This window comes from Kosakonia sp. YIM B13588 (genome assembly GCF_042788165.1).
Lineage (GTDB): Bacteria > Pseudomonadota > Gammaproteobacteria > Enterobacterales > Enterobacteriaceae > Kosakonia > Kosakonia sacchari.
This window is the reverse complement of the sequence record NZ_JBHZPO010000001.1, coordinates 638,284-660,170: the sequence shown is the minus strand read 5'-3', so window position 1 is coordinate 660,170 and position 21,887 is coordinate 638,284. Positions and strand designations below refer to the sequence as shown.

Sequence of the window (21,887 nt, the reverse complement as noted above, 5' to 3'; positions counted from 1 at the left end):
TCTTCCTGTTTACATATAGTTAACGTCGGCGCTAGTTTATGCCATCCGCGAAGAGCACGGCAAACCAATTTTCATATCTATACTGGTTTAGATCTGCGGCAGAGGAGTGAGGAATGAGAACCGTCAAAGTGTATGAGGAAACCTGGCCGCTGCATACGCCATTTGTGATTTCGCGCGGTGCGCGCAACGAAGCGCGCGTGGTGGTGGTCGAGCTGGAAGAGGATGGCGTAAAAGCCGCCGGTGAATGTACGCCGTACCCGCGTTATGGTGAAAGTGAGGCCTCTGTCGTGGCTCAAATTATGACGATTGTGCCGCAACTGGAAAACCGCCTGACGCGCGAAGAGTTGCAAACACTCCTGCCGCCGGGCGCTGCGCGAAACGCTGTTGACTGCGCCTTGTGGGATCTGCAAGCGCGCAAAGCGGCTATCACGCTGGCTCAGTCCGCAGGCGTCAGTTTGCCGCAAACCATTATCACCGCACAAACGGTGGTGATTGGTACACCGGAACAAATGGCGGCCAGCGCCGCCGCGCTCAGTGAAAAGGGCGCACAACTGCTGAAAATTAAGCTGGATGACCATTTGATCAGCGAAAGGCTGGTGGCAATTCGCGCCGCCGCGCCCGATGCGACATTAATTGTGGATGCCAATGAGGCCTGGCACACGGAAGGGCTTGCCGCACGATGCCAGTTGCTGGCAGATCTCGGCGTTGCCATGCTGGAACAGCCGCTGCCCGCCGATGAGGACGATGCACTGGCGAATTTCATCCATCCGTTGCCGATTTGTGCGGATGAAAGCTGCCACACCCGCGAAAGCCTCGCTCACCTGCATGGGCGCTATGAAATGGTGAATATCAAGCTGGATAAAACCGGCGGATTAACCGAAGCGCTGGCGCTGGCGCATGAGGCGTCTCAACAAGGATTCACGCTAATGCTTGGCTGTATGATCTGTACGTCGCGCGCCATCGCGGCGGCGCTACCGCTTGCCAGCCAGGTGCGTTTTGCCGATCTTGATGGCCCAACCTGGCTGGCGGTGGACGTTGAACCGGCGCTGCATTTCAGCACCGGTAAGCTTCACCTTTGAGGATCCCAGTGCAGTAGCGCCGTCATTGCCGCAAGGTATTTCTCGCTGGCCTCGTCAGAAGAGATCGGCGGGAATTCAACGGTAATACAGTGCAAATTGATATCTGCACACCAGCTGCCAAATGAGCCCGGCGTTTCGTAACCGACGCTGGTGACCAGCGGCAGGGAAAACCCATCTGCCAGCCATTTACCCAGCGCGCTTTTGCGGGGATCTTCCACACAGGCCAGCGGATCGTGGAATGTCACGACCCATGCCGGATGAATACGATGGATAAGCTGGCAGAGCGCCTGCGTTTCCGGTTCTGAACCGGGCGCGTCACCGGTCAGCAGCACGACATCACGATCTTCAGCCGCACTGTTCCAGCGATACACCGTTTCACCGGCTTTCCAGTTGGCGGCGGGGAAATTACGATTGAGATCAACCCCGTTTGCATTTGCGCGCAGACCAAGCTGGCAGCCATCCGGGTTGACCGCCAGCACTACGTGATGGTGACGTAAATCGGTATTAAGTGTGCGCAACGCGCAGGAGAGCGTTACCACAGAGGAATTTTCGTCGCCGTGCGTTCCGGCGATGATGAGCCCGCTTTCACGCGTGGCAATTGGCGCGGGAAACCAGATCAGCGGCGCGCCTAACAGCGAGCGACCAAACTCTTCACTGCCGGGGGCAAATGCGCCTCGTTGAGCACGCGGGCGTGTGGCTGGCATAGGCTTCCCTTTTATTGTCGTTTACTTACAGCAAGTGTTGAGCATAAAGCGATGCGACGCAAATCATGCCATGAGGGTTAATTTGGCGTCCAGCCTCAATTTTCCGCTGTCCTCTGTTTGCATTCTCCCAAGTTAAAACAAATAATTACCTCATCTTTTGTCGGGAAGGCATACCAATGAGGGGATCCCATGAAGCATCAAATTTCAACGCTGAGCTGCGCGCTCTGGCTGTGCGGTTTTTCTGCAAGTGCACTGGCAGCCGATGTGCCGCCGGGTACCCAACTGGCCGAGAAACAGGAAGTCATTCGTCATGTTAAAGATGAACCCGCCACGTTAGATCCGGCGAAAGCCGTTGGTTTGCCGGAAATTCAGGTCATCCGCGATCTCTTTGAAGGGCTGGTGAATCAGAACGAGAAGGGCGAAATCGTTCCGGGCGTTGCCAGTAAATGGCAAAGCAGCGATAACCGCACCTGGGTATTTACGTTGCGGGATGACGCGCGCTGGTCCGATGGTTCACCGGTGACGGCAGAGGATTTTGTCTACAGCTGGCAGCGGCTGGTTGATCCGAAAACCACTTCCCCTTTCGCCAGTTTTGCTGCGCTGGCGGGCATTGCAAATGCGAAGAGCATTACTGAAGGTAAAGAGGCGGTGGATAAACTTGGCGTTAGTGCCGTTGATGCACGCACGTTGCGGGTACAACTGGAGCGGCCATTGCCGTGGTTCCCAAGTTTAGCTGCCAGCTTTGCCTTTTACCCGGTGCAAAAAGCCAATGTGCAAAGCGGTGCGGAGTGGACGCGCCCAGGCAACCTGGTGGGCAATGGCGCTTATGTACTTGCCGATCGCGTGGTGAATGAAAAGCTGGTGCTCGAACGCAATAAGCACTATTGGGATGATGCGAAAACGGTTATCCAGCAGGTCACGTTTGTACCGATCAATCAGGAGTCGGCGGCCACCAAACGTTACCTGGCGAACGGTATCGACATTACTGAATCTTTCCCGAAAAACCTCTATCAGAAGTTGCTCAAAGATATCCCCGGACAGGTTTATACGCCGCCGCAGCTTGGCACCTATTATTACGCGTTTAACACCCAGAAAGGGCCGACTGCCGATGCGCGCGTGCGGCTTGCGTTGAGCATGACGATTGATCGGCGGGTGATCGCGCAGAAAGTGTTGGGCACCGGTGAAAAACCGGCCTGGCGCTTCACGCCGGATGTTACCGCCGGATTTACGCCGCAGCCCTCGCAAATTGAACAGATGAGCCAGGCCGAGTTGAATGCGCAGGCAAAAACATTATTGCAGGCGGCTGGCTACGGCCCGCAACGTCCGCTGAAACTGACGTTGCTCTATAACTCGTCAGAAAACCACCAGAAAATCGCGATTGCGGTGGCGTCAATGTGGAAAAAGAGCCTTGGCGCGGACGTCAAATTGCAGAATCAGGAGTGGAAAACCTATATCGACAGCCGTAACAGCGGAAACTTCGATGTGATCCGCGCGTCGTGGGTCGGAGATTATAATGAACCTTCCACTTTCCTGTCGGTACTGAACTCGACGAACAGCGGCAACATTGCGCGTTTCAACGATGCGGCGTACGACAAAGTGCTGGCGCAGGCGGCGCTGGAAACCAACGCCAAAGTGCGAAACGCTGACTATAACGAGGCCGAGCATATTCTGGCGGAAAAAGCGCCAATCGCGCCGATTTACCAATACACCAACGGGCGTTTGATTAAACCGTGGCTGAAAGGTTATCCGATCAATAACCCCGAAGATGTGGCGTATAGCCGCACGCTTTATATTTTGAAGCACTGATAAAAAAAATCCCCTTACGTCACGGGAAGTAAGGGGAAACTCATTGATTACGGAATGGTTCCTGTCTAAGCAGGAGTGGTGAAAATTTTACTTAGGGAATGTGAAGGGACAATGGAGGAAATAAGGAGACGTATTTTTACTCTTTTCCCTGACTTTTCAATAAAAAGCCCGTTTTGTTGAGTGGACGAAAATGCGCGAAGCAATGTGAGCAAAATATTTGGGACGTTTACTCCACCCTTCGTTATTGAGGAAGATAATCTTATCGTTCAAGTGCACCCCTTTTAAAACGAGGGTTGCTTAAAATTCTCTTCCCCTCGCGAAATGCCGCCTTTATACGATTTTGGTCAAAAAACAGACAGCGCAGTGTGCTATAGTGGTCAGGTTTTCACCACGAAAGAGGATGCTATGGAGACTGAATTAGACCCAACCCAACTGGCAATTGAATATCTGCGTCGCGACAAAAGCACGCTCACCCCGGCAGAATACTTAAAAAAACTCAAACAATTGCGCCTGGAGTTTGCGGATTTGCTAACGCTGTCGCACAGCGAGTTGAAAGAAGAGATTGATTTTGCCTGGCGTCTGGGTATCCACTAACTCAGCAATATCACTGCAATGCGCCCGTCAGACGGGCGCTTTTTTTTGCTTGCACTCATGCGGCTAACACCCGGTTTCGCCCGTTATTTTTCGCCAGGTATAAAGCCTCATCCACACGTTTAAAGAGCGCATCCATGTCTTCATCAGGCAGGTGGTGTGCCACACCAATACTCACCGTAAAACCAGGTAGATCCGCGATGTTGATACTGGCAACGGCCTGACGTATCCGTTCCGCTACGTTCAGGGCCATATCCGTGGTGGTATGCGGCAACAATAACAAGAACTCTTCGCCACCCCAGCGGAAAACATAATCGCCTGAGCGGCAGTTCGCCTCAAGCATTCGCGCCAGTTCAACCAGTACCTGGTCACCTTTTTGATGACCAAACTGATCATTGATATTTTTGAAATGATCGGCGTCGACCAGCAGCAAAGTGAAATCCAGCCCCGTCGGTAGAATGTGTTCCGTCAGGTGATAAAACTGGCGGCGGTTCAGCAGGCCGGTGAGTGTGTCCCGGTGCGCGGCGTATTCCAGTTCCTGCTCAAGCCGTTTTTGTTCGGTGATGTCGTGAATAATGCACAACATTAAACGCTTGCCATAAATCTCAATCGGTCCGGCGTAAGTTTGCACATGGCGGGTGGAACCATCAGCGAGTTGATGGATAAAATTCAACGGCTTATGCCCGCCAGGTAGATGCGAAACCTCCTGCATTACCGGTAATACGCTGCGCCCAAGCGTATTGATCTCCCAGGTGTGTTTCTGGCACATCTCTTCATGGTCATAACCATAAAAACGCAGCGCAGCGAGGTTAGCATCGACAATCAACCCATCACGAATGGGATCGATAAGCAGCATTGGCGCGGAGGTTGTGTAAAAGAAGCGGGCGTAAAAACCTTGCTTATGCGGGCGATAAGTTGGCGAGTGGTGCGCTTTTAGCGCCGCCGCAGCGGCACCTGAAACGCCTTCAAACAGCAGCACTTCACCGGCATTTTCGAGTGTGCGCAATACGATACGGCAACTGATGGTGGTTTCTTCACCATCCGGGCAAACACTCAAGATTTCGACCACATCTTCATGATTTTGCAAGCTGGGCAGGTACATGGCCAGGCTGAGTTGCGCATAAGCAGAATATTTTCCGTTTCGCATCTCATTGAGTGAGCGTCCCGCCGCGATTTTCAGCGCTTGCGCATTCGCGAAAAGTAACGCTTCTGTGTCAGGAGCAACCACCCAAACCGGGGTGGAGAGCACATTCAACGCATCCAGGTGATGTTTAAGCATTGCGACTCCCCCTTAATCATGTATGTTGCAACGCGGTCACAAGTGACACATCAGCGGCAATTTAATGACTTTCTTGCAACATACCTGAAAATTAGGGGTTTATGCGGGCTTTTTTTGTGACGAATCTGAACATTCCAGCGATAAACTAAATCTTTTTTGCTGTAGCAGCACAGCAACTTTCTCGACGGGTAAAGGACGAGCGAAAAGAAACCCTTGTAGGTAAGCACAGCCCAGATTGGTCAGCAACGCCTGCTGCTCGGCCGTTTCGATACCTTCCGCCACGACATGCATGTTCATGGAATGTGCAATATCAATAATCGTTGAGACAATCTTCACGTTGCGGCTGTTATCGCGAATATCCTTCACAAAACTTCTGTCGATTTTAAGCTCTGTTGCCGGTAACCGTTTTAGCATCAGCATGTTGGAGTAGCCCGTACCAAAATCATCAATCGCAACCGTGATACCCATTTGTGCGAACTGATTAAGCAACAGCACACTACGCTCAATGTTTTTCAGCGCGGTGTTTTCCGTGATTTCAAGCGTCAACTGCATGGGATCGATATGGTAGCGTTGCAGTGAATCGGTGATTTGGTCGTAAATATCATGCTGCTCAAACTGGCTGGGTGAGAGGTTGATAGCAAGCGTAAGATGTCGAAACCCCTGGTTATTCCAGTGGTGCAGTTGCCTGCATGCCGCATCAATAACCCAGCGCCCGACAGAGATGATTAACCCCGTTTTTTCCAGCATAGGTAAAAAGGTTGCAGGCAGCAAAACCCCTCGTGTCGGGTGACGCCAGCGCAGCAAGGCTTCGAAACCTGCCAATGCATGCTCCGGTGCGTGGTACTGCGGTTGGTACCAGAGTTCAAACTGGTCGCGCGACAGCGCCTGCGATAAATCCTGCAAAAACAGCGGATCGTCTACGGTTTTCTGTGCCATGCCAGCATGAAACACAGCCCAACTGTTACGGCCTTCCTGTTTTACGCTGTACATTGCCGTGTCGGCTTTCAGTTTCAGCTCGTGGGCGGTATCGCCATGCTGCGGGTAGTAACTGATCCCGGCGCTGAGTGAAACATTAATGACATGGTTCAGCTCGCAGAAAGGCTGTTGAATGGTGGTCACAAGATGTTTTACCAGCGCCTCAACCTCGTCTTCGTGGGTATCCGGTACCAGCAGGGTAAATTCATCGCCGCCGAGGCGCGCCAGCGACATTTTATCGCTGATACAGGCAGATAATCGCCCGGCAACCGCCACCAGCAGTTGGTCACCTATGTGATGCCCCCAGGCATCATTGACCAGTTTAAAGCGATCTAAATCCATATAAATCAGTGCGAAAGTGCTGCGTGTCTCCGTGGCCTTGCTAAGGCAAGTATCAAGAAGGTTGTCGAGCTGGGACCGGTTTGCCAGTCCGGTTAGCGGGTCATAATAGGCTTGTTTTTCAAGTTGTTGATTAAGCTGGCGCAGGCTGTCCGTCAAACGAGATGTCCGCAGTTGGGAATCAATCATCGAAATAAACAGCATGATGCCGAAAATCACCAGTGTCGTCGTGGCAACCCACAATGACAGCCCCAATTCGCCGACGTCATGGCTCATCAGTGTCGTTGCATGGCTGCGGATCACAATGCCTGTGCCATCGCTACTGAACGTGGCGGCACTCATTGCAGTGTAATGCATGGCACTGATAGAGCCTCCCATCACCAGAGCAGCGAAGACGCGGTTAATAAAGACGCCATGGGTATTTTGCCGCAGGCTAAAGGACAGCCAAAGAGCAACCCAGGCACTGAGAAATGCAATGGCTACCGAAAGTGCAATCAGCGCAACGTTCCAGTAAATCGTGATGAAACCCATCATCGACGCCATACCCAGATAGTGCATGGATACCACGCCGGTACCGAGCAGCACTGAAGCGAACAGTAGACGTCTTGTCGGGAGTGTTTTGCCCGCCACGGCAATATTGATAGCAAGTATGGATGTCAGCATGGCGATAATAAATGAGAGGAGGGTCAGTTCTAAATCGTAATGCATTATCACCGGCATTTTCATCGCCAGCATGCCCACATAATGCATCGACCAGATACCGATGCCCAGGGTGGCACCACCCGAAAAACGCCAGAATATTGCGCTACGCGGTTCAGACGTCGCAACTTTGCCTGCGCTATCCAGTGCGACAAATGAAGCAATGAATGCGACCAGAAAAGAGATGCCGATCAAAATGGGGTCCCACGAAACGTAGAGCATCATGCAATCCACACAGGCAAAAAAAGGTGATATGTAATCCTGGCACTAATTTTAGCAGCTAACCTAATGAATTTAATGGCTACGCTAATTTTATTATTGCAAGGGCGAATAAACTAATAATAGATCTTCATTTATTCATCGGCAGGAGCGACAATAACTTAAATAAAGTGAATGATTTAACATATGATGAATTTATCTTAAGCCGAAAATATAATTTCATTACTCTAAAATGCATCTTTTATTATATGATATATGTTAACAAGCCATTTCGTTTTCTCTGTATATTGTTATATCAGTATCTGCTTAATGGTGCCTAAACTTCTCATTTGCGTCGACTTAAGTGAAATTGAAATTATTAAAAGGTAAACATTATTCGGCATCAATTTCGCCGTGTAAAAGTACATTCCGAATGCTATAAGGATCTTACCGTCCCCGATGTTCAGGTGGGTTCCCTATGTTAAGAAATATTAGTGTAAGAACATTTATTATTTTATATGTTCTGGTCTCTTTTATTATCCTGGATGTATTAGTGATCGCTGTCTCAAAAAATATCGTTTTATTTATCATGACAAGTGTTGTTTCCCTCACATCATTGACTCTTCTCTGGTTTTATATGACGCAATATTTGGTGACGCCGATAAACACGGTAAAAAAAAGCATAGAAGAAGTCACATCGGGAAACCTGTCTATCGTTATTCCTGAGTTTGGTAATAATTGCGCGGGTCGGTTAATTCCAGGTATTAACAGCCTTTCTGCCAGTATCGCGAGCCTGGTGAAAGAAATTCGCGCGTCTTCGGATACCGCACTGGAGCTTTCGGCGCAGCTCGCCTCACGCAGTGCCGATCTGTCCGTTAAAACGGAAGAGCAATCAGCCGCGCTGGTGCAAACGGCATCGAGTATGGAGCAGATGGCATCCAGCACCAAAAACAATGCGGACAATACCCGCCTCGCAAGTACGCGGGCAAAAGATGCCACAACCTGCGCGCAAAAAGGGGGGGATTTAATGGGGCAGGTGGCGAAAAATATGCAATCGATAACCGATTGTGCCGATCAGATGACCGAAATTATCTCCATCATTGATGGTATCGCTTTCCAGACGAATATTCTGGCGCTGAATGCGGCAGTAGAAGCGGCGCGCGCCGGGGTTCATGGCAAAGGTTTTTCCGTCGTGGCGGGCGAAGTGCGCAGTCTCGCGCATCGCAGTGCGGAGGCAGCGAAAAACATTCAATCGCTGATTGCGGTCACCACCGATAACGTTAATCAGGGCGCGACTGTCGTCGGCGAAGCCGAGCAGAACATGCACGAGATTGTTTCGGGTGCGAGTGTGGTGAGTAAATTAATGGATGAAATCGCCGTCACGACGCTACAGCAGGAGAAGGGGATCTCGCAGATCACGCTTGCGCTGGCAGAGCTGGAAAAAGTGACGCAAAGTAACGTCACCATGGTGGATGAACTGGCGGGCTCGTCGGATGTATTACAACACCAGGTGGAAGGTTTGCTGCAACGCATTGGCAAATTCCGCCTGGCAGCGGTAAAAGCGCAGGGTGAGGCGCTGCCGGCAAATGTTTCCCCGCCACGCGTCAATGCTCCCCTGCTGGGTAAGCAGGAAAATTACTGGCACTCGTTCTAATTCTGCTCATTGATGCAAAGGCCCGGGAAACCGGGCCTTATTTTTTGCATTGTTTGTTAATTTGTTAATAAATTCAGCGTGATGATTGCTTAACGTTGCCATATGGCTAGACTTGCCAAAACACCATGCGGATTGTGGAGGTCCTGTGGAAGCAATTAAAGGAACTGATGTGAACGTTCCGGATGCGGTATTTGCCTGGCTGTTGGACGGAAAAGGCGGCGTGAAACCGCTGGAAGATAATGATGTTATTACCGCAAGCACCCCGTGTTGGGTGCATCTGAATTATACCAACGCGGAGAGCGCTCAGTGGCTGGAAACCACGCCGGTGTTGCCGAACAGTGTGCGCACGGCGCTTTCCGGGGAGAGTATGCGCCCCCGGGTAAGTCGTATGGGCGAGGGGACGTTAATTACGTTGCGCTGCATTAATGGCAGCACGGACGAGCGGCCGGATCAACTGGTGGCGGTACGCGTTTATATGGACGAGCGCATGATAGTGTCGACACGCCAGCGCAAAGTGCTGGCGCTCGACGATGTGGTCAGCGATCTGGAGGAGGGAACAGGCCCGGCGGATTGTGGTGGCTGGCTGGTGGATGTGTGCGATGCGCTGACCGATCACGCCAGCGAGTTTATCGAATCGCTGCACGACCGGATTATCGACCTTGAAGACAATCTGCTCGATCAGCAAATCCCGCCGCGCGGCATCCTGGCGCTGTTGCGTAAACAATTGATTGTGATGCGCCGCTATATGGCACCGCAGCGGGATGTGTTTGCCCGGCTGGCCAGCGAACGCTTGCCGTGGATGAGTGATGATCAGCGCCGACGCATGCAGGATATCGCCGATCGCCTTGGTCGTGGACTTGATGAGATTGATGCCTGCATCGCCCGTACTGGCGTGATGACTGATGAAATCACCCAGGTAATGCAGGAGTCGCTGGCGCGGCGAACGTATACGATGTCCTTGATGGCAATGGTGTTTCTGCCGAGCACGTTTTTAACCGGGCTGTTTGGCGTCAACCTTGGCGGTATTCCCGGCGGCGGTTGGCATTTTGGCTTTGCGCTGTTTTGCATAATGTTGGTGGTGCTGATCGGTGGTGTTACCTGGTGGTTGCATCGTAGTAACTGGCTGTAAAAATTCACTTTTTTAACAAAAATTGAACATAAAAACGCCGAATTAATTGAGCGAGGTCAATAAACGAAACACCTGTTCAGGGCAATATTCATCTCGCAGGTGAATGCAACGTCAAGCGATGGGCGTTGCGCTCCATATTGTCTTACTTCCTTTTTTGAATTACTGCATAGCACAATTGATTCGTACGACGCCGACTTAATAGTCGGCTTTTTTTTGCCTCTACGTTCTCGCCGTCTACCCTTAACGAGAAGCCCACAAAAAGGAGGCAATGATGAACGCACTCTATTTTTCTTCCTCACAGTTAAGCGATCCGGTACCAACGGATCCGGTTCCTGTTCCCGATCCGATCCCACGCCCGCAACCGATGCCGGACCCGCCGCCGGATGAAGAGCCGATTAAAATGTCGCGTTATAAAGGCAGATCTGAGAGGATACGCGCCTGCTAAACGTAAGCCTTTTTATCGCGAGAAAACATTGTGACCGCTTTTTCAACCCTGAATACTTTGCCCGCAGCCCAGATCGAAAACCTTAACGAACTGGGCTATCTCACCATGACGCCCGTCCAGGCGGCGGCGCTGCCCGCTATTCTTGCAGGTAAGGATGTCCGGGTACAGGCGAAAACCGGCAGCGGTAAAACAGCGGCGTTTGGCTTAGGGGTGTTGCCGCACATCGATGCCAGCCGTTTTCAAACGCAGTCCCTCATTTTATGCCCCACGCGCGAACTGGCGGATCAGGTGGCAAACGAGCTGCGTCGCCTGGCGCGTTATATGCCGAACATCAAAATATTGACCTTGTGCGGTGGGCAGCCTTTCGGCGCGCAGCGCGACTCGTTACAGCACGCGCCGCACATTATTGTTGCCACGCCGGGCCGCCTGCTGGATCACCTGCAAAAAAGCACTGTTGCTCTCGATAATCTGCAAACGCTGGTGATGGATGAAGCGGATCGTATGCTGGATATGGGATTTAGCGACGCCATTAATGAGGTTATCGCTTTTGCCCCGGCTTCGCGCCAGACGCTGCTCTTTTCTGCGACCTGGCCGGAAGCCATTGCCGCCATTAGCGGTCGTGTGCAGCGCAATCCGCAAACGATTGAAATCGACACCGTTGACGCGCTGCCGGCAGTAGAACAGCAATTTTTCGAAGTTTCCCGCAGCGGCAAAGCCAGTTTGCTGCAAAAGCTGCTCAGCGAACACCGCCCGGCATCATGTGTGGTGTTCTGCAACACCAAAAAAGATTGCCAGGAAGTGTGCGATGCACTGAACGCTGCCGGGCAGGATGCACTGGCGCTGCATGGCGATCTGGAGCAGCGCGATCGTGATCAAACGCTGGTGCGTTTCGCCAACGGTAGCGCCCGCGTACTGGTTGCCACTGATGTTGCCGCGCGTGGGCTGGATATCAAATCACTGGAACTGGTGGTGAACTACGAGCTGGCGTGGGACCCGGAAGTTCACGTACACCGTATCGGGCGTACCGCGCGTGCGGGTAACAGCGGTCTGGCCATCAGTTTCTGTGCGCCGGAAGAGGCGCAGCGCGCGAATATTCTGGCCGAGATGCTGCAACTGAAGCTGAACTGGCTGAATCCACCGGCTAACGTCAAAGTCGTTCCGCTGGAAGCCGAAATGGCAACGTTGTGCATTGATGGCGGCAAGAAAGCCAAAATGCGTGCCGGTGATGTGCTCGGGGCGTTAACGGGAGAAATGGGGCTGGATGGCGCGGATATCGGCAAAATCACCCTCCACCCGGCACACGTTTATGTAGCTGTGCGTCAAAGCGTGGCGCGTCAAGCGTGGAAGCAATTGCAGAACGGAAAAATTAAGGGCAAGACCTGCCGTGTGCGGTTGCTGAAATAAAGCAAATAGCCTCTCTGGCGCGCCAGAGAGGCATAATGTTATTTCACTTCAATAACGTTGAGGCGCAGCTCATCGAGTTGCGAATCATCCTCTTCCGGCTGCCATCCCGCCGGTTGCAACGGGATCTCTTCCCGATCAAAAGCCAGATCGCCGCCGTTCACTACTTCAGAACCGTGGGTGATGCCTTTAAAGTCGAACAAATTAATGTCGCTAAGGTGTGAAGGCACCACGTTTTGCATCGCGCTGAACATGGTTTCAATGCGTCCAGGATAGCGTTTGTCCCAGTCACGCAGCATATCGGCAATCACCTGGCGTTGCAGGTTCGGCTGGGAGCCACACAGGTTGCACGGAATAATGGGGAACCCTTTGGCTTCTGAGAAACGCTCAATATCTTTTTCGCGGCAGTAAGCCAGCGGGCGAATCACGATGTGTTTACCGTCATCGCTCATCAGTTTTGGCGGCATCCCTTTCATTTTTCCGCCGTAGAACATGTTCAAAAACAGCGTTTGCAGGATGTCGTCGCGGTGGTGACCAAGGGCGATTTTTGTCGCACCCAGTTCCGTCGCTGTGCGGTAAAGAATGCCGCGACGCAAGCGCGAGCAGAGCGAACAGGTGGTTTTGCCTTCCGGGATCTTCTCTTTAACGATACCGTAGGTGTTTTCTTCAACAATTTTGTATTCCACGCCCAGCGTATCCAGATACTGCGGCAGAATATGTTCCGGGAAACCTGGCTGTTTCTGATCGAGGTTAACGGCCACCAGTGAAAAGTTTACCGGCGCGCTCTGTTGCAGGTTGCGCAAAATTTCCAGCATGGTGTAACTGTCTTTGCCGCCGGAAAGGCAAACCATAATGCGATCGCCTTCTTCAATCATGTTGAAATCGGCAATGGCCTCACCCACGTTACGACGCAGACGCTTTTGCAGCTTGTTGAGGTTGTACTGTTCTTTCTTTGTAATCTCTTGCTTTTCAATCATTATTTTGTCTCTGGAAGCAGGGGCACCGCAGGGGCAAACCACATCATAAAACGGCAACTGTTAATTAGCATGCCTCTCTGATCCTGGTTCATTTCCTCTCGCCATGCACCGTAAATTTCGTAAACCCTTTGCCCTTTCATGCCTGTCAACTGGCGATGAAAACGGGCTTGTGCCGGCAGTCAAAAACCAGCAGGCAAAAGTATGTCGCGTATGGTACGGATTCCGGCGGCGAATACCAGCACGTTTTACGGCTGCTGCCAGGCGCAGGCAATAAATGAAAGGGTCATCGCTCACCTTTTTTTAGGTGCGGTATAAAACCTGGTCATCAATACAGGAGTAGAATCATTTTCGCCAGGATGTGAAATCAGTTTGTGAAGAAACAAGCGGTTATCTAATTATCGAAGGGAGGTCAAAGTGATAAGAGCAATGATTGTTCGCGCAGGAGTGTTAATTCTTTTCTTTTTTTCATTTCAATTACAGGCAAAAGAAGATGCCGGAATGACGCTGGAGCGCGTGGTGATCGTTAGCCGTCACGGTGTGCGCGCGCCAACCAAGTTCACGCCACAAATGCGCGAAGTGACACCTTTTCAGTGGCCCCAGTGGGATGTGCCGCTGGGATGGCTCACACCGCGAGGAGGACAACTTATTTCTGCACTGGGGCATTATCAGCGTCTTCGGCTGGCAGATGCCGGGTTACTGACAGATAAAACCTGCCCGGGTGTGGGGCGTGTGGCGGTGATTGCCGATACCGATCAGCGAACCCGCAAAACAGGCGAAGCATTCCTCGCGGGGCTGGCGCCTGAATGTCATATTCCTGTGCATTATCAGCAAGAAAAATCGAAGACAGATCCGCTTTTTAACCCGATAAAAACGGGTAAATGTGCATTTAACACAGCGGCGGTGAAAGCGGCAATTTTAACGAAAGCGGGAGGAAGTATTGAGCAATACACGCAAAGATATCAGCCAGCTTTTCAGACTCTGGAACACGTTTTAAATTTCCCTGACTCAGAGAAATGCAAAACCGTCGGGGAAAGCCATGTGTGTTCATTCACCCACGATATTCCCACTAAACTTAACATCAAGCCTGATAACGTCTCCTTGCCAGGCGCGTGGGGGCTTTCTTCAACGCTCACGGAAATCTTTCTCCTCCAGCAAGCACAAGGGATGAAGGACGTGGCATGGGGAAGGATCGCAGGTGACAAAGCGTGGCAATTGTTATTAAGCCTGCATAATGCCCAGTTTGATCTGTTACAAAGAACACCTGAAGTGGCGCGGAGCAGGGCGACGCCCTTACTTGATTTAATACGCACGGCATTAACTACCACCGGCTCTGATCAAAATCACTACGGCATCACGTTTCCGGTTTCTGTGCTGTTTATTGCCGGACATGATACCAACCTAGCCAATCTCAGTGGCGCATTGGATCTTAACTGGTCGCTGCCATCACAACCCGATAATACCCCGCCGGGCGGAGAGTTGGTTTTCGAACGCTGGAAGCGGGTAAGCGACAACACGGACTGGGTTCAGGTCTCATTCGTTTATCAGACCCTGCAGGAGATGAGAGAGATGCGCGCTTTCTCGCGGGATAACCCGCCGGGTCGGGTGGATCTTGCGCTCAAGGCGTGCAGTGAGAAGAATGCGCAGGGCATGTGTTCCTTAGACAGTTTTGCAAAGCTGATTGAATCAGTGCGCGTCGCTGATTGCGGCTTATGAAACACGGCTTTTCGCCAGGAAGTGTGCTGCGAAATCCTGTGCCCTGAATATTGATAGAGAAACGGGGCACAGGCGATGCGTGCTTAATATGCCATTGAGTCTGTTTGTCGTTAGCGAAAAACTGAAGGTTCGGCGCCGTAGCGTTTACTGAACTGACGGCTGAAACTGGCGACCGACGCATAGCCAACACGCGCGGCGACCGTTTTTATCGGTATGCGGGTTGTCATTAGTAACTGAAGTGCATCGGCAATCCTCGCATCGGTGATCACCGCGCTGAGCGTGGTATTTTCTGCCGCAAGACGGCGACGAAGCGTGGCGCCGCTAATATTGAGCCGCTCTTCAATCTCACCGGTAGACCAGTGATGCGCCGGATCACTGCTTACCATGTTGCGTATCGTCATGGCTATACCCGGTGGCTGAAGACGCAACAAACCGTGATGCCCCATCTCAAACAACCTGAGCACAATCTCAAGCATCGCATGAATTGATAGTGTGCGGTTTCCTGCCCGCAGTGCGGCGACCCAGCGGGTCATTGGGGCGATAAATTGTGCCAGCGGTTCAGCAGCAATGTTCCCGGGCTCTGCCGGAGGTAAGACGCGCAGCAAGAGCCGGGCGGCCTCCAGTTGCTCTTCTGCCATTAACACTGTTAGCGCGAGAAACTCGCCGCTGTCGGGATCGGGCGTACACTCAATATCAATGCTACGGGCGTTGGGGAATACCAGCATCTCGCCGGGCGATACGCAGAGCCACTGATTCTGCTCGCGGTAACGAAACGTGCCGCGCAGGGGAAAAGAGAACGTCGCACCGTCGACCTGAAACTTATTAACCTGCCAGCTTTGCATGGCGCGCAGGCAACAGCAGGGAAAGGCGTGTTCGGAACGCACCAGATCCAGCAGCGCATTGAGCAATATTTCTGTTTCGCGCGCATCGGCGTGTAAAGCGGGGCTTATCATTCGATCTTCTCTGCAAGGCCGGTTCCGGCAGGAATACACGGTTGTTTTCCGGCCGGAGAAACTCACATCGCGTAATGCAACGCATAGCTTTTACCGCTACGGCTGAGTTTTGCCGTGGTCGGCAGGTTAAAGTGCATACCGCAAACGGCAATATTATCTGTCGCGACGCGATCCAGCAGGGCGCAGCGCGTTTTTGCTGCCAGCACCGGGTCGCGATCGTAGGCAATCGAGACGTCAGGCCGGGCTATCTGGATATGCGGGAAATGAACAATATCTCCCCAGATAAGCAAAGCGTCTTTTTCATTGCCAAGCAGAAAACCGCTGTGACCAGGGGTATGGCCAAAAAGCGGCACCGCCTGAATACCGGGCAGAAGATCCTCTTGTTTAAAGGTCACCAGCCGGTCGTCGTAAGCGCTGAACGCATTCCTTGCGATGTCATATGAGCGCTTGAGACCCTCCGGTGCGCTGGCATACAGCGTTTCATCACGCCAGAAGGCGAGCTCTTTCTCATGCACGAACAGACGCTGCACGTTACTGAAAACCGGGGTCTGCTGCGGGCCGGCAAGACCGCCAATATGATCGCGGTGGCCGTGGGTCAACAGGATGGTGTCGATACACAGTGGGTCAATGCCCGCAGCGGCAAGGGCAGCCGGTAACTCGCCGCTTGCGCCGTCAGGCGTACCGGTTCCGCTATCGATAAGAATGGTGTGTCCGGCGGTTTCGACCACGCAGGCATTAATATTCATGCGCGGCAGGGGCGAAACGCTACTCGCGGTCAGTAACGCTTCGGCATGGTCGGTTTCAATACCCTTCAACAGGGTAAAATCGCCTTCAAGGTAGCCGTCACTGAGTATCGTGACGGTGATGTCCTGCAACTGCAGGCGTTTGATTGCGGGCGTTTGCTCAAGCGTCCGGGACGTCATCATAATCCTCGCTTTGTTTTCATCACATTCCGGTGAATGTCGAATACAGCGTAACGAAAAAGCGTGCGCTTATTTGTTCAATGCGGTGCGTATTGCGCTCATTGTACGTGGTGCGCGGCACATAGTTACTCGTCCAGCGCCTGAAAAGAATACTCTTTTTCCACCCGGCAGATGCGGGTAGTGAACGAGTGATACCACTTTTCACGCCCGGTTTTCTGCGCGATGAGATGCCCGGCGTTCATCTTCCAGTTTTTGATGGCCTCAAGCGATGCCCAGTAAGAGACGGTAATGCCAACCTCTTCTCGGGCGGAATCCACGCCGAGAAAACCGGGTTGGTTCACCGCCAGTTCCATCATGCGATCGGACATTGCGCCGTAGCCATCATCAACAGCGGTGCGCACGGAGGTGAAAATCACTGCGTAATAGGGGGTGGGGTGATTGAATGCTGACATTGTGGTTCCTGATACAGGTTGTCTGATCTCCATCCTGACAGGAATTTTACGCAGCGGTAGCTACCTGTTCAGGCGACTTTTCTTTCCGGATATTTGCCTTTTACCACGCCATCATAAAAACGGCCTTTGGAAACCACGGTAAGAAACAGGGAAAAGATACGTTCCGGCACGCCCTGATACTGGTAGACGCTTTTATCGTGAAAGCAGATTTCCAGCGTGCGGGTGCGTTGGTCATAACCGACAGAAGCGATGCGTGATGAGGTAACTGCGTGATGCTGCATAAATTCGCTCCTTGCCGTGCGGGCTGAAACGGTGATTATCAGCGAGCTTCCTGCGGGTGTCATGCAAAATCGGTGCGTTAAAAAAGCCACCGGCGTCAACCGGTGGCTTTTCCGGCGGCTGGCTTATTCTGCCGCGTTTTTCTCCGCTTTACCTGCCAGCTGAGCCAGGAAGTCGTAGCGTTTTTGCAGGTCGGCTGTGGCATCTTTCCATAGCTGTTCCGCCACCTCCGGCTGCTGCGCGTTCAGGCGACGGAAGCGCTGCTCATTAAGTAAGGTTTCTGCCAGCGCATCTGACGGCGGCCGAGAATCCAGCGCCAGTGGAATTTTCCCTTCCTCTTCGCGACGCGGATCGTAGCGGTACAGTGGCCAGAAGCCGGTAGCGGTGAGCTGGCGCATCTGATCGTGGCTCAGCGCCAAATCATAGCCGTGCTCTTCGCAGGGGCTGTAAGCAATAATCAACGACGGGCCGGGGTAGGCTTCTGCTTCCTGAATGGCTTTCACCGTCTGGTTAAGTTGCGCGCCCAGCGAAATCTGCGCGACGTAAACGTGGCCGTACATCATCATGCTGACGCCCAGATCTTTGCGCGCCTTGCGTTTGCCATGCTCGCCAAACTTGGTCACGGCGCCCAGTGGCGTGGCTTTTGAGGCCTGGCCGCCGGTGTTGGAGTAACACTGAGTATCGAGCACCAGAATATTGACGTTCTCGGTCAGGCTCAGCACATGATCGAGGCCGCCAAAGCCGATATCGTACGCCCAGCCGTCGCCGCCAATCAGCCAAATCGATTTTTCGACCAGCGCATCGGCATCGGTCAACAGTTGTTGCGCGCCTTCCACTGACGCCAGCGCGGTACGCAGCTCTGCCACTTGTACGCGACGTTCTTCCGGGGTCGCTTCCGCGTGCAAGGCCGCGTTCAGTTCCGCCGGAAGATGCTCTGCGAATTGATCAACTAATCGCATCACCCGCAGACGGTGCTGATCCACACTTAAACGGAACCCAAGACCGAACTCGGCGTTATCTTCAAACAGCGAGTTCGCCCACGCCGGCCCGCGCCCGTTTTCATCGGTGGTGTAGGGCGTCGAGGGCAAGTTACCGCCATAAATCGATGAACACCCGGTAGCATTGGCGATCATCATCCGGTCGCCATACAGTTGCGTCAGCAGTTTGATATACGGCGTTTCGCCGCAGCCTGAGCAAGCCCCGGAATACTCAAACAGCGGCGTAATAAGCTGTGAGGTACGAATGTCGATGCGCTCGAGTTTGGTGCGGTCGATCTCCGGCAGATCGAGGAAGAAGTCGTAATTCACTTTCTCTTCTTCAACGTGTTCAAGGCGCGACATCATATTGATGGCTTTGATATCCGGGTTCTGGCGATCTTTGGCCGGGCAAACTTCCACGCACAGGTTACAGCCGGTGCAATCTTCCGGCGCGACTTGCAGCACATATTTCTGCCCGCGCATATCGCGGGATTTCACATCCAGCGAATGCAGACTTGACGGCGCGTTTTCCATTGCCTGCGGCGAAACCACTTTGGCGCGGATCGCCGAGTGCGGGCAGGCGGCAACGCAGTGGTTACACTGGGTGCAAAGCTCTTCTTTCCAGATAGGGATCGCTTCGGCGATATTGCGTTTCTCCCAGCGCGTGGTGCCCACCGGCCAGGTACCGTCCGGCGGCAGCGCGGAGACCGGCAATGCATCGCCAAGACCGGCCAGCATTGCCGCCGTCACGGTTTTCACGAAATCAGGTGCAGAATCAGAGACCACCGGTGGGCGATGGGCGCTTTGCGCATTAACCGCTTCCAGCGGCACTTCAAATAACGATTCGCGGGCCATCGCCAGCGCCTGCCAGTTTCGTTCCACCAGTTCCTGACCTTTACTGCTGTAGCTTTTGGCAATCGCGCCCTGCAATTCAGCCAGCGCGCTGTCGCCCTGCAGAATATTTGTGAGATGGAAGAACGCCATTTGCATGACGGTGTTAATGCGGGCGGCAAGCCCGCATTCGCGGGCGATTTTCGCGGCGTTAATCACATAGAATCGGGCTTTTTTCTGGTTTAGCACCGCCTGTACTTCCTGCGGCAAACGTGACCAGACTTCGTCGGCGCTGTAGGGGGTGTTGAGCAGGAAAATACCGCCCGGTTTCAGGCGCTCGGCCATCGGGTATTTATCGATAAACTGCAACTGGTGGCAACCAACGAAATCCGCCTGTGACACCAGATAAGCCGAGTTGATCGGTTTTTCACTGACGCGTAAGTGCGAAACGGTCAGGCCACCCGCCTTTTTCGAATCATAAACAAAATAGCCCTGCGCATACCACGGCGTAGAGTTACCGATTATCTTGATATTGTTCTTAGTCGCCGAGACGCTGCCATCACTGCCAAGCCCATAGAACAGCGCTTCTAATTTGGCATGCGATGGCAGGGTGTTTTCCGGTAGCGGCAGAGAAAGGTTGGTCACATCGTCGTAAATACCGACGGTAAAACGCGGTTTGGGCTTTGCAGCATGCAGCTCGTTAAAAATGGCCAGCACGCACTCGGGGCCAAACTCTTTTGACGAAAGGCCGTAACGCCCGCCAATCACGCGCGGCAGCGTTTCCCGCTCGCCGTTATTAAACGCTTCTGCCAGCGCGGTCATCACATCCAGATAAAGCGGTTCCGCCTGTGCGCCCGGTTCTTTAGTGCGATCCAGCACGGCAACGGTTTTCGCGCTTTCCGGTAACACGGACAACAGATGCGCGGCGCTGAACGGGCGATAGAGGCGCACTTTCAACACGCCGACTTTTTCCCCGCGCGTCAGCAGCTCATCGACCACCTCTTCGCAGGTACCGATCGCCGAGCCCATCAGTACGATCACGCGATCGGCTTGCGGGTGACCATAGTATTCAAAAGGTTTGTACTGCCGCCCGGTGGCGATGGCGAAATCGACCATCGCCTGCTCAACGTGCGCGTACACCGCGTTGTACCACGGGTTGGTCGCTTCGCGAGACTGGAAATAGGTGTCCGGATTGGCAGAAGTACCACGGATCACCGGATGCTCCGGGTTGAGCGCGCGGGCACGATGCGCATCAATTTCCGCTTGAGGAAGCAGGTTGCGGATCGTGTCATCCGCCAGCGGCACGATTTTATTGATTTCGTGCGAGGTGCGAAAACCATCAAAGAAATGAATGAATGGCACCCGGCTTTTCAGTGTCGCCATATGCGAAATTAGCGCGAAATCTTGTGCCTCCTGTACGCTCCCGGCAGCGAGCATTGCACAACCGGTCTGGCGAACCGCCATCACGTCGGAATGATCGCCAAAAATAGAGAGCGCGTGGGTGGCAACGGTGCGCGCGGCAACGTGCAGAACAAACGGTGTTAATTGACCCGCCAGCTTGTAAAGGGTGGGGATCATCAGCAGCAAACCCTGCGATGAGGTAAACGAGGTTGAGAGCGCGCCGGTCTGCAACGCCCCGTGTACAGCGGCAATTGCGCCCGCTTCCGACTGCATTTCTACGACGCGTGGCGTGTCGCCCCAGATATTTTTCAGGCCGTTTCCGGCCCAGGCATCTGCCTGTTCAGCCATCGTCGAGCTGGGAGTAATGGGATATATGGCGATAACTTCACTGGTGCGGAAGGCGACTGAGGCGACCGCGCCATTACCGTCAATAGTAATCATATGGCACCCTTACATTGCTCAATAGGAGGGGGCTTGTGTAACCTCGACAAACCCTGTAGTTATCCACTTATTTTAGCAAACCAACGTCTGGGCAATTTTCGCTTTTGTGTCCTGAGGTATAACGGGAATCAATGAATTACGATTTAACGGTAGGGTATCGCGAAGCCTTATGCCGCTTGTGCCGGCATTTTCCTGTTACCCTCACGCTGGTATGCGCTTGCAGACGGAGAAAAAAGCAATGACAAAACAACTGTTGTGCTGCCCTTGCTGCGGCGGCGAAACGCTTGCAGAAAGCGGTGCGTGGGAGATCTGTCCTGTTTGCCACTGGGAGGATGATCCGCTGCAGGCAGAAAATCCTGATTTGGCGGGCGGGGCGAATGCGCAGAGTCTTAATGATGCGAAAACAGCGTATCGTCGGCAATTCCCAACATAACGGCGCAGCGATGGCTGCGCTGCACGATAATAGAATGTGGAATCATCTTAATGACCATGTACTGGAAATGATGGTGGTGGGCAATAGCGCGCTGTTTAAGAAAGGGATGGTCATCTGTTCTTAACAAACAGGGTTTTGCAATACTGCTATTATCAGCCGTTGCGTTTGAGTGCGGTAAATAACTTATTGAATTAAATCTTCAGATGTG

Annotated in this window: 19 protein-coding genes and 1 pseudogene; 10 read left to right on the top strand and 10 right to left on the bottom strand. The window is 52.9% G+C overall.

Annotated elements, in window-relative coordinates; genetic code table 11:
* Positions 1 to 113 precede the first annotated feature (113 nt).
* A complete protein-coding gene (ycjG, locus tag ACFX4U_RS03095) occupies positions 114 to 1,079 on the top strand; it encodes an L-Ala-D/L-Glu epimerase (protein ID WP_305735951.1) in 966 nt (321 codons plus the stop codon).
* On the opposite strand, the gene mpaA is transcribed toward ycjG, so the two are convergent.
* Positions 1,070 to 1,783, bottom strand: a complete 714-nt coding sequence (mpaA, locus tag ACFX4U_RS03090) for a murein tripeptide amidase MpaA (RefSeq protein WP_305735952.1) — start codon at positions 1,781 to 1,783, stop codon at positions 1,070 to 1,072. The two genes, ycjG and mpaA, sit on opposite strands and share 10 nt — an antisense overlap.
* Positions 1,784 to 1,972: 189 nt before the next feature.
* Between mpaA and ACFX4U_RS03085 the strand changes: the two genes are divergently transcribed.
* Entirely contained in the window at positions 1,973 to 3,589 is a 1,617-nt protein-coding gene (locus ACFX4U_RS03085; protein ID WP_313507723.1) for a peptide ABC transporter substrate-binding protein, read from the top strand.
* Positions 3,590 to 3,994: 405 nt separating this feature from the next.
* Positions 3,995 to 4,183 (top strand): YdiH family protein, encoded by a 189-nt coding sequence (locus ACFX4U_RS03080; RefSeq protein WP_025263605.1) that lies wholly within the window; start codon positions 3,995 to 3,997, stop codon positions 4,181 to 4,183.
* A gap of 55 nt (positions 4,184 to 4,238) precedes the next feature.
* Here the strand turns inward: ACFX4U_RS03080 and ACFX4U_RS03075 are convergent, their stop codons facing one another.
* Both ACFX4U_RS03075 and ACFX4U_RS03070 read right to left on the bottom strand, forming a co-directional pair.
* Positions 4,239 to 5,459 carry a sensor domain-containing diguanylate cyclase gene (locus tag ACFX4U_RS03075; protein ID WP_313507724.1) on the bottom strand — a complete coding sequence of 407 codons (1,221 nt, stop codon included), beginning with the start codon at positions 5,457 to 5,459 and terminating at the stop codon, positions 4,239 to 4,241.
* A 99-nt stretch (positions 5,460 to 5,558) separates the two neighbouring features.
* Entirely contained in the window at positions 5,559 to 7,694 is a 2,136-nt protein-coding gene (locus tag ACFX4U_RS03070) for an EAL domain-containing protein (protein ID WP_313507789.1), read from the bottom strand.
* A gap of 454 nt (positions 7,695 to 8,148) precedes the next feature.
* On the opposite strand from ACFX4U_RS03070, the gene ACFX4U_RS03065 reads away from it, so the two are divergent.
* The 4 genes from ACFX4U_RS03065 (at position 8,149) to dbpA (ending at position 12,302) form a co-directional block, all read left to right on the top strand.
* On the top strand, positions 8,149 to 9,324 hold the full coding sequence (locus ACFX4U_RS03065) for a methyl-accepting chemotaxis protein (RefSeq protein ID WP_380217533.1): 1,176 nt from the start codon (positions 8,149 to 8,151) through the stop codon (positions 9,322 to 9,324).
* A gap of 145 nt (positions 9,325 to 9,469) precedes the next feature.
* Positions 9,470 to 10,453: a zinc transporter ZntB gene (gene zntB / locus ACFX4U_RS03060; protein ID WP_305735956.1), complete on the top strand. Its 984-nt coding sequence runs from the start codon at positions 9,470 to 9,472 to the stop codon at positions 10,451 to 10,453.
* A 271-nt stretch (positions 10,454 to 10,724) separates the two neighbouring features.
* On the top strand, positions 10,725 to 10,898 hold the full coding sequence (locus ACFX4U_RS03055; RefSeq protein ID WP_305737592.1) for a hypothetical protein: 174 nt from the start codon (positions 10,725 to 10,727) through the stop codon (positions 10,896 to 10,898).
* Between the two features lie 30 nt (positions 10,899 to 10,928).
* Complete coding sequence (gene dbpA, locus ACFX4U_RS03050) at positions 10,929 to 12,302, top strand: ATP-dependent RNA helicase DbpA (protein ID WP_313507726.1); 1,374 nt, start codon at positions 10,929 to 10,931, stop codon at positions 12,300 to 12,302.
* Positions 12,303 to 12,340: 38 nt separating this feature from the next.
* Here the strand turns inward: dbpA and ttcA are convergent, their stop codons facing one another.
* Together ttcA and ACFX4U_RS03040 are read right to left on the bottom strand one after the other, a co-directional pair.
* Entirely contained in the window at positions 12,341 to 13,276 is a 936-nt protein-coding gene (gene ttcA, locus ACFX4U_RS03045; protein ID WP_016495912.1) for a tRNA 2-thiocytidine(32) synthetase TtcA, read from the bottom strand.
* Positions 13,276 to 13,540, bottom strand: a pseudogene (locus ACFX4U_RS03040) (hypothetical protein); the annotation flags it as partial. The gene ttcA and the pseudogene ACFX4U_RS03040, both read right to left, overlap by 1 nt.
* 162 nt (positions 13,541 to 13,702) lie before the next feature.
* Between ACFX4U_RS03040 and ACFX4U_RS03035 the strand changes: the two are divergent.
* Entirely contained in the window at positions 13,703 to 14,989 is a 1,287-nt protein-coding gene (locus tag ACFX4U_RS03035; RefSeq protein ID WP_313507727.1) for an AppA family phytase/histidine-type acid phosphatase, read from the top strand.
* A 110-nt stretch (positions 14,990 to 15,099) separates the two neighbouring features.
* Here ACFX4U_RS03035 and ACFX4U_RS03030 read toward each other — a convergent pair whose 3' ends face one another.
* The 5 genes from ACFX4U_RS03030 to nifJ all read right to left on the bottom strand — a co-directional run bounded on the left by ACFX4U_RS03030 (position 15,100) and on the right by nifJ (position 21,246).
* On the bottom strand, positions 15,100 to 15,942 hold the full coding sequence (locus ACFX4U_RS03030; protein WP_313507728.1) for a helix-turn-helix transcriptional regulator: 843 nt from the start codon (positions 15,940 to 15,942) through the stop codon (positions 15,100 to 15,102).
* 62 nt (positions 15,943 to 16,004) lie between these two features.
* The gene (locus ACFX4U_RS03025) at positions 16,005 to 16,868 is read right to left on the bottom strand and encodes an MBL fold metallo-hydrolase (protein WP_313507729.1); all 864 of its coding nucleotides are present in this window, start codon (positions 16,866 to 16,868) and stop codon (positions 16,005 to 16,007) included.
* A gap of 122 nt (positions 16,869 to 16,990) precedes the next feature.
* Positions 16,991 to 17,317 carry an antibiotic biosynthesis monooxygenase gene (locus tag ACFX4U_RS03020; RefSeq protein WP_313507730.1) on the bottom strand — a complete coding sequence of 109 codons (327 nt, stop codon included), beginning with the start codon at positions 17,315 to 17,317 and terminating at the stop codon, positions 16,991 to 16,993.
* A gap of 68 nt (positions 17,318 to 17,385) precedes the next feature.
* On the bottom strand, positions 17,386 to 17,598 hold the full coding sequence (locus tag ACFX4U_RS03015) for a KTSC domain-containing protein (protein WP_305735962.1): 213 nt from the start codon (positions 17,596 to 17,598) through the stop codon (positions 17,386 to 17,388).
* Between the two features lie 123 nt (positions 17,599 to 17,721).
* Positions 17,722 to 21,246, bottom strand: a complete 3,525-nt coding sequence (nifJ, locus tag ACFX4U_RS03010) for a pyruvate:ferredoxin (flavodoxin) oxidoreductase (RefSeq protein ID WP_380217538.1) — start codon at positions 21,244 to 21,246, stop codon at positions 17,722 to 17,724.
* A gap of 169 nt (positions 21,247 to 21,415) precedes the next feature.
* On the opposite strand from nifJ, the gene ACFX4U_RS03005 reads away from it, so the two are divergent.
* Both ACFX4U_RS03005 and ACFX4U_RS03000 read left to right on the top strand, forming a co-directional pair.
* The gene (locus ACFX4U_RS03005; RefSeq protein WP_380220843.1) at positions 21,416 to 21,679 is read left to right on the top strand and encodes a CPCC family cysteine-rich protein; all 264 of its coding nucleotides are present in this window, start codon (positions 21,416 to 21,418) and stop codon (positions 21,677 to 21,679) included.
* Positions 21,624 to 21,803 (top strand): hypothetical protein, encoded by a 180-nt coding sequence (locus ACFX4U_RS03000; RefSeq protein ID WP_313507792.1) that lies wholly within the window; start codon positions 21,624 to 21,626, stop codon positions 21,801 to 21,803. Before ACFX4U_RS03005 ends, ACFX4U_RS03000 begins: the two co-directional genes overlap by 56 nt.
* The last annotated feature ends 84 nt before the right edge of the window (positions 21,804 to 21,887 follow it).

Coding starts and splice junctions, on each gene's coding strand:
- ACFX4U_RS03070 (WP_313507789.1), bottom strand. CDS start 7,694: ATGCTCTACGTTTCGTGGGACCCCATTTTGATCGGCATCTCTTTTCTG.
- ACFX4U_RS03020 (WP_313507730.1), bottom strand. CDS start 17,317: ATGTCAGCATTCAATCACCCCACCCCCTATTACGCAGTGATTTTCACC.
- ACFX4U_RS03065 (WP_380217533.1), top strand. CDS start 8,149: ATGTTAAGAAATATTAGTGTAAGAACATTTATTATTTTATATGTTCTG.
- ACFX4U_RS03005 (WP_380220843.1), top strand. CDS start 21,416: ATGCCGCTTGTGCCGGCATTTTCCTGTTACCCTCACGCTGGTATGCGC.
- nifJ (WP_380217538.1), bottom strand. CDS start 21,246: ATGATTACTATTGACGGTAATGGCGCGGTCGCCTCAGTCGCCTTCCGC.
- ACFX4U_RS03025 (WP_313507729.1), bottom strand. CDS start 16,868: ATGATGACGTCCCGGACGCTTGAGCAAACGCCCGCAATCAAACGCCTG.
- ycjG (WP_305735951.1), top strand. CDS start 114: ATGAGAACCGTCAAAGTGTATGAGGAAACCTGGCCGCTGCATACGCCA.
- ACFX4U_RS03085 (WP_313507723.1), top strand. CDS start 1,973: ATGAAGCATCAAATTTCAACGCTGAGCTGCGCGCTCTGGCTGTGCGGT.
- mpaA (WP_305735952.1), bottom strand. CDS start 1,783: ATGCCAGCCACACGCCCGCGTGCTCAACGAGGCGCATTTGCCCCCGGC.
- ACFX4U_RS03000 (WP_313507792.1), top strand. CDS start 21,624: ATGCGCAGAGTCTTAATGATGCGAAAACAGCGTATCGTCGGCAATTCC.
- ACFX4U_RS03035 (WP_313507727.1), top strand. CDS start 13,703: ATGATTGTTCGCGCAGGAGTGTTAATTCTTTTCTTTTTTTCATTTCAA.
- ttcA (WP_016495912.1), bottom strand. CDS start 13,276: ATGATTGAAAAGCAAGAGATTACAAAGAAAGAACAGTACAACCTCAAC.
- ACFX4U_RS03030 (WP_313507728.1), bottom strand. CDS start 15,942: ATGATAAGCCCCGCTTTACACGCCGATGCGCGCGAAACAGAAATATTG.
- ACFX4U_RS03075 (WP_313507724.1), bottom strand. CDS start 5,459: ATGCTTAAACATCACCTGGATGCGTTGAATGTGCTCTCCACCCCGGTT.
- ACFX4U_RS03015 (WP_305735962.1), bottom strand. CDS start 17,598: ATGCAGCATCACGCAGTTACCTCATCACGCATCGCTTCTGTCGGTTAT.
- ACFX4U_RS03080 (WP_025263605.1), top strand. CDS start 3,995: ATGGAGACTGAATTAGACCCAACCCAACTGGCAATTGAATATCTGCGT.
- ACFX4U_RS03055 (WP_305737592.1), top strand. CDS start 10,725: ATGAACGCACTCTATTTTTCTTCCTCACAGTTAAGCGATCCGGTACCA.